Annotated in this window: 8 protein-coding genes; 7 read left to right on the top strand and 1 reads right to left on the bottom strand. The window is 63.7% G+C overall.

From position 1 onward, the window contains the following. Positions 1 to 113 precede the first annotated feature (113 nt). The 7 genes from AB0P23_RS13255 (at position 114) to AB0P23_RS13285 (ending at position 9,790) form a co-directional block, all read left to right on the top strand. On the top strand, positions 114 to 713 hold the full coding sequence (locus AB0P23_RS13255) for a sulfite oxidase-like oxidoreductase (protein ID WP_032368838.1): 600 nt from the start codon (positions 114 to 116) through the stop codon (positions 711 to 713). A gap of 1 nt (position 714) precedes the next feature. After that, the gene (locus tag AB0P23_RS13260) at positions 715 to 1,467 is read left to right on the top strand and encodes a ferredoxin reductase (protein WP_032368837.1); all 753 of its coding nucleotides are present in this window, start codon (positions 715 to 717) and stop codon (positions 1,465 to 1,467) included. A 117-nt stretch (positions 1,468 to 1,584) separates the two neighbouring features. Next, positions 1,585 to 2,421, top strand: a complete 837-nt coding sequence (locus AB0P23_RS13265; RefSeq protein WP_032368836.1) for an alpha/beta hydrolase — start codon at positions 1,585 to 1,587, stop codon at positions 2,419 to 2,421. Between the two features lie 142 nt (positions 2,422 to 2,563). Next, positions 2,564 to 5,677, top strand: coding sequence for an NAD-glutamate dehydrogenase domain-containing protein (locus AB0P23_RS13270; RefSeq protein WP_052061682.1), 3,114 nt, complete (start codon positions 2,564 to 2,566; stop codon positions 5,675 to 5,677). 111 nt (positions 5,678 to 5,788) lie between these two features. Then, complete coding sequence (locus AB0P23_RS13275; protein ID WP_032383907.1) at positions 5,789 to 6,673, top strand: universal stress protein; 885 nt, start codon at positions 5,789 to 5,791, stop codon at positions 6,671 to 6,673. A gap of 23 nt (positions 6,674 to 6,696) precedes the next feature. Next, entirely contained in the window at positions 6,697 to 8,250 is a 1,554-nt protein-coding gene (locus AB0P23_RS13280) for an APC family permease (protein ID WP_032373107.1), read from the top strand. A gap of 376 nt (positions 8,251 to 8,626) precedes the next feature. Continuing rightward, entirely contained in the window at positions 8,627 to 9,790 is a 1,164-nt protein-coding gene (locus tag AB0P23_RS13285) for an epoxide hydrolase family protein (RefSeq protein ID WP_032373003.1), read from the top strand. Positions 9,791 to 9,817: 27 nt separating this feature from the next. On the opposite strand, the gene AB0P23_RS13290 is transcribed toward AB0P23_RS13285, so the two are convergent. Further along, positions 9,818 to 12,250 (bottom strand): excinuclease ABC subunit UvrA, encoded by a 2,433-nt coding sequence (locus AB0P23_RS13290; RefSeq protein ID WP_363797819.1) that lies wholly within the window; start codon positions 12,248 to 12,250, stop codon positions 9,818 to 9,820. Between the last annotated feature and the right edge of the window lie 325 nt (positions 12,251 to 12,575).

Here is a 12,575-nt window from a genome sequence, read left to right on the forward strand (position 1 = left end):
TACGAAGCACAGCGAACTCCACATCGATCCCGCGCGCTCCCGCCGAAACGCAGGTAGCCGACACCGTCACCCGACTTGTCAGACTCCCGACAACGAGCGCACAATTCTTCACCATGGCACTGATCTCGAAGGGCTTCGTGGGCCGACGGCGCGGCGACGACGGGCGCACTCCCCCCGGTCAGTATCTGACCAAGGACTTTCCCGTCCTCGCGATCGGGCCTGCGCCCGTGGTCGCGACCGACGCCTGGTCGTTCTCGGTCACCACCGAACGGGGCGACACCCGCAGTTGGACCTGGGACGAATTCGCGGCACTTCCACACGAGACTCCGACCGTCGACATTCACTGCGTCACCAAGTGGTCGAAGCTCGACACCACATGGAAGGGCGTGAGCCTGGACGTTCTGCTGGACGGTCTCGACACCGATGCCGGGTACGTCGTGGTGCACGGCTTCGACGGTTACACCACCAATCTCCCCCTCGAAGACCTCCGGGACGGGAAGGCCTGGCTGGTCACCGAGTTCGACGGCGCTCCCCTGACTCGCGAACACGGCGGTCCCGCAAGGCTTCTCGTTCCGCATCTGTATTTCTGGAAATCGGCGAAGTGGATCTCGCGCATCGAGCTCACCCTGGAGAACGAACAAGGTTTCTGGGAGCGCGGTGGGTACCACGACTACGGCGACCCGTGGCGCGAGCAGCGCTACCAGGGCGACTGACGTGGCTGTGACGGCCGGAGCGAAACCCTGGCTCGTCGCCACGGTGGCGGCCGTGCGGCGTGAGACACCCACTGCGTCCACCCTTGTTCTCGACGTCGACGGTTGGCCCGGCCATCTCGCCGGGCAGCACGTGGACGTCAAGCTCACTGCCGAGGACGGCTACAGCGCACAGCGCAGCTACTCCTTGGCCTCGGCACCCGACGGCACGTCGCGCGTCGAGATATCGGTCCAGAACGTCGCGGACGGCGAGGTGTCGCCCTACTTGGTCGAGTCGGTCGAGGTCGGCGATCGCATCGAAATTCGAGGGCCGGTGGGCCGATGGTTCGTCTGGCGGCCGTCCCAACCGTCGGAGACCCCGTCTCCCCCGGTTCTGTTGGTGGGTGGCGGTTCCGGCATCGTCCCGCTCCGCGCCATGGTTCGCGCACAGGCGTCCGCGACGGGCGGACGGGTGCCCTTCCGGGTGCTGTACTCCGTGCGCGAACCCGCGGAGGTCTATTTCGCGGACGAGTGGGCTCACCCTCCGGCGGGAGTGGACGTCACGATGATCCACACGCGGCGTGCTCCTGCCGGCAGCACACGGCCACTCGGTCGAATCACGTTGGAAGACATCGACGCTCACGGGTGGCCGGCGGAATTCGAGCCGAGATGTTACATCTGCGGGCCCACGAATTTCGTCGACACGGTCGCGGACATGTTGGTGGCGCGGGGACATTCGCCGGCGAACATCCGTACGGAGCGTTTCGGACCGAGCTGAGATTGGCCCTCGACTCAGCGCCGCTCCCGCGGTAAAGATGAACCATCCACATTTCGACGTTCTCAATGGGGTTCTTATCCATCCCCACTGGAGCCGGCTTCCCATACTGTCGGCACCATGACCATCGATCGAGTACCTGTACCCGGCGGAGATCTCGTCGTCGAAATACACACCGGCACCAGTGAGCCCGTCCTCGTGGTGCACGGCGTGTCCAGCCAACGCATGCTGTGGGGCTGGTTGCGGGCGGAGTCGCCGCACCTGACACTGGTCGCACCGGATCTGCGCGGCAGGGGTGACAGCGTCGAGGTCACGGGGCCGTCGTCGCTCGCTCGGCACGCAGACGACCTGGACGCCGTCATGGATGCCCTTGGACTCGACGCTGCGCACGTGTGCGGAATGTCCATGGGTGGATTCGTGGCAGTCGAGTTCGCGGCCCGGTATCCATCTCGAGTGAAGAGTCTCGTTCTCGTCGACGGAGGCGTTCCGGTGGCACCGCCCGACGGTCTCACCCGCGAGACCGTCGGAGCTGTGTTCGCGGACAGAATTGCTCGAACTCAGAAGCATTTCGACGCCGTCGACGAATACGTCGACTTCTTGGTGTCGACGTCGCTGCCGCTTCTCGACCCGGCGGATCCACTCCTGCGGACGTACGCCGAACACGATCTGGTCGACGGGTCGGTGCGGCTGTCGACCGAGGCAGTCGTCTCCGACGCCGAGGATGTGTTCTTCGGCGACTCACGGTTCCGAGAACTGACGATGCCGATTCGATTCCTGCACGCGCAGTGGAGCGTTGGGGAGAACTCGGCACCGATGTACTCGCCCGAAGACATCGATGCGCTCGACCTGACCTCGATCACCCCGATGATGGAACTGGACCATGCCGGCACGATCATGACCTCGGCCGGTGCCGCCGCCGTGGGAGCACGAATCGACGAGGCGCTGCGAAACGGGTGATGAAGCAGCACAAGGACCGGAATGGAGCGGTCGGGGGACTTCGGCTGTTCATTTCGTCAGCTGTGTCGTGCGTCTCGTTCAGCCAGACTTAGCCGACAGTGAGCGTCGCCTCACCCTCGTCGAGCATGGTCAGGAGAAACAAATGAGCAGTGCCGGTGCAGTCCGGGAGGACAGCGGTGTGCGGCTGCGGTTCATCGACACTGCGGACCAACAGATGCCCGTTGCCATCCTGGAGTGGCAGCGTCGCGCTCCACTTCTCGCCGATCTGGTCGCATTGTTCGCCGATCTCGGGCTGCGTGTGGCGAACCACGAGTTGTTGCCCTCGGGCGACGACAGCGACGCCTTCGTTCACAGATTCGGTTTCAGTACCGATGAAATCGATTGGTCCGCAGCAACTCCGAACCTGCTGCGGGCTGCATTCGAGGCCGCCGCATCGGGCGATCTCGAGGTCGATGGCTTCACTCGCCTCATCGCATCGGCGTCCATCCCGTTCACCGACGCCGTTCTCGTTCGCGCCGCAGCCCGCTATCTCAGCCAGGTAGGGCTGGAGCTGTCCGAACCCACTGTGGTCTCGATACTGCTGCGGCACAGCGACTTCGTCCGAGGATTCTGCGCACTCTTCCATGCACGATTCGATCCCGACGTGACCGACCGCGACAGGCTGTCGGCTGCCGCCGAGGGCATTCTCGACACCGCTGTCGAGCGCACCTCGGCACTCGACGAGGATCGCTTGTTACGAGGACTGCGTTCTTTCCTCTCGGCAGTGTTGCGCACCAATTGGTTTCAGCACGACCGCACGGTAGGCGCCCCACCCGCAGCGTTCAAGATCGACCCGGCACGATTGTCCCTCTCTGCGGCCGTCACCCCGTACCGCGAAATCTTCGTGCACTCGCCGATCGTCGAGGGGAGTCACGTTCGGAGCGGTGCGATATCTCGCGGGGGCCTGCGTCATTCGGACCGGCACGACGATTTCCGCACCGAAGTACTCGATCTGATGAAGACGCAACACGTCAAGAATTCACCGATCGTGCCGATGGGTGCCAAAGGCGCTTTCGTGGTTCGAACGGAGACGACTCCCGAAGGTGTCCGCAACGCCTACACCGATTTCATCGAGGCACTGCTCGATGTCACCGACAACGTCGTCGACGGCGGGGTGGTGGTGCATCCGACGCGCACGGTGATCCGCGACGGCGACGACCCGTATCTCGTCGTCGCCGCCGACAAGGGGACTGCGCGATTCTCCGATCTCGCCAACAGCATTGCAGTCCGCCGAGGCTTCTGGCTCGGGGATGCGTTAGCCTCGGGAGGCTCGGCGGGCTACGACCACAAGACCATGGGAATCACCGCACGCGGCGGGTGGCTGTCGGTACGACGCCACTTCGCCGAGAAGGGTATCGACGTCGATACCGATGCGTTCACGGTGGTCGGTATCGGAGACATGTCGGGTGATGTGTTCGGCAATGGCATGCTCCTGAGCCACGCCATCCGACTCGTCGGCGCGTTCGATCACCGGCACATCTTGCTCGATCCGAACCCGGACCCCGAGGTCTCGTACCGCGAACGGGAACGGCTGGCAGCGATCGCTGGAAGCAGCTGGGCAGATTACGACACCAGGGCACTGTCGCCGGGCGGTGCGGTGTGGCCCCGTTCGGTCAAGTCCATCGAACTGTCACCGCAGATGCAGGCACGACTCGGAATCGATGTCGGCTCCCTCTCCCCCAACGCACTCGTCGAGGCGCTGCTCACTGCCCCGGTGGATCTACTGTGGAACGGAGGGATCGGCACCTACGTCAAGGCCTCGACCGAGGGGCACTCCGACTCCGCCGATCCGGCCAACGATTCCGTTCGCGTCGACGCGTCCGAACTGCAGGCCCGGGTGGTGGGCGAGGGTGGCAATCTCGGCCTCACGCAGCGTGCTCGAATCGAATTCGCCCTTGCCGGGGGTTGCGTCAACGCCGACTTCATCGACAACGCCACGGGCGTCGCAACCTCCGATCGAGAGGTGAATCTGAAAATCGCGGTGGATGCGGCCGTCGCGGACGGCGAGCTGTCCGTCACCGAGCGCAACAGAGCGCTGTCCCAGGTTCAGGACGAGGTTGCCGAGTCGGTGCTTGCAGAGGCTGCATCGCAGACCCTGGCGATCAGCCTCGCCGAGGCCCACGCGCCGTTCCTGCTGGGCCGGCACGAACGGTTGATCGACAACCTCGAACGCGACGCGGGAATCAGTCGAGTCGCTGCGGTTCTTCCCTCGCCTGCCGAGTTGCGGGCTCGACATCGCTTGGGGCAGGGACTGGTTCGGCCCGAGATCGCGGTGCTGTTGGCGCAGTCGAAGAACCTGGTGGCTACCGAATTGCTCGCCTCTCCCCTACTGGACGACCCGGTGTTCGACGGGGTACTCGCCGGCTATTTTCCAGAATCGATCCGTGTCCTGGTTCCCCACCACATTCGCAGGCATCCACTGGCCCGGGAGATCGTGGCGGTCGTCGTGACCGGACACATGATCGACCGCGTCGGGCCCGGCATGATTCACCGGCTGGAGGAAAGGCTGGGCGTGAGCACTGCCGATATCGCGGTCGCGTATGCCGTCGTGCGCCAGGTTTTCGACATCGACCACCTGTGGGACGTCGTTGCCGATCTACCTGGAATCCCGCAGAGCACCAGGCTGGTTTTGCAGTTCGGTGTTCAGGATCTGATCGAGCGGACCACGTCGTGGTTGTTGCGGAACCGCGACGAACAAGCGACGCCTCTGGAGACGATCGAACACTTCACGCGGCCGGTACGTGAACTCCGAGCATCGTTGCCGGAGTTGACCGGCGATCTCGTCGTCGATCAGAACACACTTCTACTCCTCTCCGAGGCATTCGCATTGGAGACGACAACCCGGTCGCTCAACCGATCGATAGCGCACGTGGCGCAGACGTATCTCGAATTCGGCCGCGTCGTGGGTCTCGACCGGTTGGTGGAACGCTCCTCTGTCGCCTCCGGCGGAGCCGACTACTGGGACGCCATGGCAAGCGCGATTCTGGTCGATGCGATTCGTGAGCACTGGCACAACATGACCGAACAGGTCCTGTCCGAGGCGGTACACACCGAATCTGCTACCGACGCCGTTGCAGCGTGGCAGTCTGTGCACACCAATTCCGTCGAACGATTGGCCCAGATGGTCGGTGAACTCCACAGCGTGGAAGGGCTGAGCAATTCGCAAGTGTGCGTGGTGAGCGCAGAGCTGTCGCTCGCCCTGTCTCGGTGCCGATGATTCGCAGGAGCGAAGCCTGCGGAGTGACTATTTCATGCAGGAGCGAAGCCTGCGGAGTGACCATTTCAGCACTACCTCTACCTGTTCGATCGAAACGAAGGAGCCGTCCCCATGCGCTTGATAGTCGGTTATCTCGCCACCCCCAGCGGTAAGGACGGTCTTACCCTCGGGGTGCAGCTCGCCCGCAGCCTGGGTGCTCAACTCGACATCTGCATGGTTCTACCGCCGGACCGCACCGTTGCGTCCAGAGTCCCCGCCGAAACCGGTTACGAGGACGTCCTGGTCACACGAGCGCAAGGCTGGCTCGACGAGGCGAAATCGTTGGTGCCGTCCGACATCGAGGTCGCCGTGCACGCGAGTTTCAACGACTCGTTCGCCCAGGGACTGCTGGACGAGGTGGCTCGGCTGGGGGCCTCGGCCATCGTCGTGGGTGCGTCCGGAGACGGCCTGCTCGGACGGCATTCCGTCGGCTCGGTCTCGACCGAACTGCTGCATTCGGCACACGTGCCGCTTGCACTCGCGCCGCGCGGCACCCGGCACTCGTCCGCTCGGGAGATTCGTCAGGTGACCTGCGCACTCGGAACCAGGACGGGAGCGGATGTATTGCTGCGGACGGCGGTACGCACCTGCGAGAGAATGCACACTCCACTGCGGCTCGTGTCCCTGGTTGCGCTCGACCCCCGCAACGATCTTCGCGATGCCCGGGACAGCTACGACAGCGCGCGTGACCGTGCCGTCGCGCACGCACGTGCCCTCGTGGACGAAGCGAAATCCACGTTGCCGGACGACTTTCCGATATCGGTGACCATCGCGGACGGATCGTCCGTCGAGTCTGCGGTGCGGACGCTCGACTGGCAGGACGGCGACCTCGTCATGGTCGGCTCCAGCCGCCTTGCCCAACCGCGCCGACTCTTTCTCGGTTCGACGGCCGCGAAGATGCTTCGCGTCCTGCCCGTTCCCATGGTGGTCGTCCCCAAGCAGGAGTTCGAATCATGAATCCGTCGACGGAAGGCTCGAATATGGGCAAGAACGCAAGCGGGCCCTCGCCCACTGCCGGTGAAGTCAGCGCCAAGGGGCTGGCGACAGGCACAGTCGGCACCTTCTCGGGTGCGATACTCGGAATCTCCTCTGTCGCACCGGGTTACACTCTGACGGCAAGTATCGGTCTGATCGTCGCTGCCGTAGGCCTGAAGATGCCGGCAATCCTGATCGCGGGCTTCGTTCCGATGTTTCTCACCGCTTATGCCTACCGCGAGCTGAACTCCGAGTCTCCCGATTGCGGCGCGTCGTTCACGTGGTCGACCAAAGCATTCGGACCTTACGTCGGATGGATGTGCGGTTGGGGCATGGTGATTGCGACGATCATCGTGTTGTCCAACCTTGCGGCCATCGCGGTGCAGTTCTTCTATCTGTTCATAGCGAAGTTGTTCGACACACCGTCGATCGCCGATCTACCGGGCAACAAGTTCGTCAATGTCGGTACGACGCTGGTGTTCATCGCAGCGGCCACCTGGATCGCCAGCAGAGGCATCACCACGAGCGAAAAGCTGCAGATCGTCACGGTCGGCTTTCAGATGGTGCTTCTCGTCGTCTTCGCCGTCGTTGCGCTGATTCATGTCGGAGCAGGAGACGCCCCGGGCGAGGTCACTTTCGACTTGGACTGGTTCAACCCGTTCACCGGCGTGGCCGTCGGTGCGTTCGTCATCGGACTCACGGGATCCATCTTCGCTTTCTGGGGTTGGGATACGTGCCTGACGCTCGGCGAGGAATCCAAGAACCCCAAGACGACGCCCGGCCGCGCCGGGTTGCTCTGCGTGGCAACCATTCTGCTCACCTACCTACTCGTCGCGGTGGCCGCCATGATGTACGCAGGGGTAGGCGAGGACGGCCTGGGCCTGGGTAACCCGGACAACGCCGAGAACGTCTTCGGCTCTCTGGCCGACCCGGTGCTCGGCAAATGGGGCGGGCTGCTGCTGTTCCTGGCCGTGCTGGTGTCCTCACTGGCGAGTTTGCAGACCACGTTCCTTCCGGCTGCGCGAACGATGCTGGCGATGGGTTCCTACGGTGCCTTCCCCAAGAAGTTCGCCGAAGTGTCACCTCGCTTCCTGGTGCCTTCCTACGCAACCGTCGTCGCAGGGGCCATCACCGCAGGGTTCTACACAGTGGTCACATTCCTGTCCGAGCGCACTCTGATCGACACCATCGCGGCCCTGGGCATCATGATCTGCTGGTATTACGGCATCACGGCTTTTGCCTGCATCTGGTATTTCCGCGGCAGGCTGTTCGACAGCGTCCGTAACACCGTCTTCCGCTTCCTGTTTCCACTTCTCGGTGGCCTCATGCTGCTCGCCGTTTTCGTCATATCACTCGGCGAGAGCATGAATCCCGACAACGCCAGCGGAGCCTCGATTGGCGGCATCGGACTCGTGTTCTTCCTCGGCTTCGGCATCCTCGTCCTCGGTGCTGTGCTGATGGTCGTCATGAGGTTTCGCCATCCCGCATTCTTCGAGGGCAAAACCCTCGACCGCAACACCTCCGCGTTGCGAGACGAAAGCGATCTGGCGGGCAGATAACCGAGGCCCGAGAAGCTCGTGACTGCTTCGTGACGTACCGCAGCCTGCCGTGAGTGTTCGCACGACGACGTCGACGCCGAGGACGGCGGGATTGCTCGGCAGCTGCGGTTCCGCGTCCCGCCGGCACAGCGGTGGCGCTGCTCGATGACGAATGCGGCACGAAGTTCCCGACGGGACAACTTATCTGACCGACCATCCGATTGGCCCCTACCGCCGAGCTGGATGGCCGAGGACTTCGACCTCTTCGGTATCGAATCGTTCGGTAGTGGCCGAAGCTCTGTAGCGACGAAACTGGCTCCGGCACAGCGGCGGACATGACCACTTGCCCCCACCGACTCACCTGACCGCGGCCACATCAGGACGTAGACTCCCCTTCATGACGCGTCCTGAACCATTCGTTTCGACGACTATTGCTGCGGCGCTGGATGACCTGAGAACACGACTTCGCGCAACACGGTGGTCGGACAGTCCTGCCGATGCTGGGTGGTCACTCGGTGTCGACGTCGGTTACCTTCGTGAACTCGTCGAATACTGGTCCGACGAATTCGACTGGGGAGCGCAGGAGTCTGCCCTGTCGAAGCATCCTCGATTCCGGGTCGACGTCGGCGATCTGGGCATCCACTTCGTGCACGCGCGGGCAGTGGCACCTGTGGGCCCGGTTCTTCCCGTGGTTCTCAGCCATGGATGGCCGGACTCGTTCTGGCGCTACTCGAAAGTGGTGTCGCTGCTGACCGATCCGGGCGCACACGGTGCCGACCCCGCCGATGCATTCGACGTCATCGTGCCCGACATGCCGGGCTACGGCTATTCGGATACACCGGCAGGCACCCCTTTGAATTCGATTGCGGTCGCTGCTCTTTGGGCCGAGCTGATGCACATTCTGGGGTACACCCGTTATGGGGCTGCCGGAGGCGACATCGGCAGCGCCGTGAGCCGGTACCTCGCACTCGATCACCCCGACTCTGTCGTGGCCGTCCATCGTATGGATGCGGGACTGCCCGTGTTCATCGGCGACCGCGCCGAACTGTCACCGCAGGAGCAGGACTTTCTCGACAGGTCCGCCGCGTGGGGCAGTACAGAGGGTGCATACGCTGCGATGCAACGCACGAAACCGCAGACCGCTGCCGTCGGGTTGACCGACTCCCCGGCCGGGTTGGCCGCATGGATCGTCGAGAAGCTGCGAGGGTGGACCGACGGCAACGGTGACATCGAGCGTAATTTCACCAAGGACGAGATCCTCACGAACGTCACCCTCTACTGGCTCACCGAGACCATCGGCTCGTCGATGCGTATGTACAACGCCAACGCGTCCATTCCCTCGGAGCAGCACGCCCGCCGCGTCGAGGTGCCGTCAGGGTTCTCGTTCTTTTCGGGTGACCTCTTCACGAATCCGCCCCGCGCGTGGCTCGACCGCGTCGCGAATGTCGTTCGTGTAAAAGAACTTCCGCGCGGTGGGCACTTCGCGCCGTTCGTGGAGCCCGAGCTGTACGCGCAAGAATTGCGCGACTTCTTCCGACCGTATCGTGCAGCCCCTGCCTAAAGCGCCCCTGCAAGATGAAGCGCCAGTTCAGGATTGGAGTCGGCGGGCCAGATATGATCCCGTTCTGCTGTTCGGGGACACCGCCACTTCGGCGGGAGTGCCGGTGGCGACCACGGTGCCCCCGTTGTCGCCGCCGCCGGGACCGAGGTCGATGACCCAGTCTGCGGAGGCTACGGCATCCAGGTCGTGTTCGACCATCACCACGGTGTTGCCCGCGTCGACGAGCAGGTGCAATTGACGCATGAGCAGGGCGACATCGGAGGGGTGCAGCCCTGCTGTCGGTTCGTCCAGTAGGTAGAGGGCAGTGCCGCGGCGAGTGCGCTGCAATTCGGTGGCAATTTTGATGCGCTGCGCTTCTCCGCCGCTCAACTCGGTCGCGGGTTGACCGAGCCGAAGGTAGCCCAGCCCGATATCGCGCAAGGTCTCCAGACTGCGGGATGCTCCCGTGACATCGGCGAAGAACATCGCAGCCTCGTCCACCGACATGCCCAATACCTGGGCAATTGTATTGTCGCGCCAGGTGATTTCGAGAGTTTCCGGGGTGAACCGGGCACCGTGGCAGGTGGGGCACGGGCCATAGGTGCCGGGAAGGAACAACAGCTCCACCTCGACGAAACCGTCGCCCTGGCACGTGGGGCATCGTCCGTCGGCGACGTTGAAGGAGAACCGTCCGGGTGCCCATCCTCGAGCCTTGGCCTCATCGGTGGCGGCAAACAGTTTGCGGACGATGTCGAACATTCCGACGTAGGTGGCCAGTGTCGATCGTGGAGTGCGGCCGATGGGACGCTGATCCACCCGGACCAGTCGGGTGAACGTCTCGATTCCGGAGACCTCGGCCACGTCGACTTCGATCTGCGCGTCATCGTCCTCGTCTGCCGCGGTCTCGAGGCGGTGGCGCGCCACCTCGAACAAGACCTGGCTGACGAGCGTCGACTTCCCCGAACCCGACACACCCGTCACCGCCGTCAGCACCCCGTGTGGGAACTTCGCCGTCAACTCGCGCAGATTGTGCCGGGTTACTCCGGTCAGAGTCAGCCATCCGTCGGTGGGCCGCGGCTCACGCTGCAGAGATTCCCCTCGCCCGAAGAGATGCTTGCTGGTTACCGACTCCTCGATCTCTTTCAAGCCGTCGACGGGGCCGCTGTACAGAACCCGGCCGCCGCCCTCGCCCGCCGCGGGCCCGATATCGACCACCCAGTCGGCACGGCGGACCACATCCATGTCATGTTCGACGACGAAAAGAGAGTTGCCCGACGCCTTCAGCTGGTCCAGAACGTCGAGCAGTGGCTCGGCATCCGCGGGATGCAGCCCCGCGGAGGGTTCGTCCAACACGTACACCACCCCGAAGAGACCGGAACGGAGCTGAGTGGCGATCCGCAACCGCTGCGTCTCGCCAGGCGACAGAGTCGTCGAGTTTCGCCCGAGCGCCAGATAGCCCAAACCCAACTCGAGCAACACGTCGATTCTGGCCAGCAGGTCGGCGGTGATGCGCACCGCCACTTCAGCGGCCTCCCCCGACTGTTCGGATACCGGGCGCAGTACTGCGGCAAGTTCTGTCAGCGATAGCGCATTGATCTCGGCGATCGAGTGGCCGGCGATGGTGACGTCCAGCGCATCTTCGCGCAGTCCACTGCCGGAGCACTTCGGGCAGCGGACGGTTTCGGTGAACTGCAGCGCGCGGTCCCGCATGCGCTCGCTGTTCGAGTCCGCCAGAACGTGCATCACGTGACTCCGGGCGCTCCAGAACTTGCCCTCGTAACTGTGGTCGACGCGGCCTTCTTCGGGCTCGATGAACACCTTGGGGTGCTCCTCGGTGAACAGAAGCCAGTCTCGGTCCTTCTTCTTCAGCGTGCGCCACGGCGCGTCGATGTCGATACCCATGCCGCTGACGATGCTGCGCAGATTCGCGCCCTGCCAGGCGCCCGGCCACGCCGCGATCGCTCCCTCCCGAATGCTCAAAGAGGGGTCGGGAACGAGCAGTTCCGTTGTCACATCGTGGAAGTCGCCCAACCCACCGCATCGTGGGCAGGCACCGGCGACGGTATTCGGTGAGAACGCTTCGGCCGCGAGCAGCGGAACACCGTCAGGATAGGTACCGGCCCGCGAATACAGCATGCGCAGCAGGTTGGACATCGTGGTGATGGTGCCGACGCTCGAGCGTGAACTGGGCGAACCCCGGCGTTGCTGCAACGCAACGGCCGGTGGAAGGCCGGTGATGGAGGCGACATGGGGTGCGCCCACCTGCTGAAGCAGTCGCCGCGCGTAGGGGGCAACAGACTCGAAGTAGCGTCGCTGCGCTTCGGCGTACAACGTGCTGAAAGCCAGTGACGACTTCCCGGACCCCGAGACCCCTGTGAACGCGACGAAGGCATTGCGGGGTATGTCGACATCGACCGCTGCCAGGTTGTGCTCGGTAGCACCGCGCACTCGGACATACCCGTCCCACGTTGAGTCCGTCACCGACCGAGCCTAACTGGTCCCTATCGGATCAGAACGATATTCTTGACGTTAGTTCCGCAGTGCAATTGTTTTGCAAATCAATGGCAAGGGACTGTGTTTTCATTTCACTTGTGACCGCACACAGTGCCTGTATAGAACTGCTCGGCACACCGACAGTTCGCGGCACACGCGTTGTCGACCCGCGAGCCATCGGCGGGACGCGCTGCGTCGAAGCCCTCGCCTACTTGACGGTGCGCGAGGCACCACGTAATGCCCACGGCAGCAGCCGAAGTCCAGCACATTCTGGCCAAGCTCCGACCTGAGCAGGGACTGTGCCCCGGATCGA

Origin of the sequence: Rhodococcus sp. NPDC077669 (assembly GCF_040686915.1) — a bacterium.
GTDB classification, from domain to species: Bacteria; Actinomycetota; Actinomycetes; order Mycobacteriales; family Mycobacteriaceae; genus Rhodococcoides; species Rhodococcoides fascians.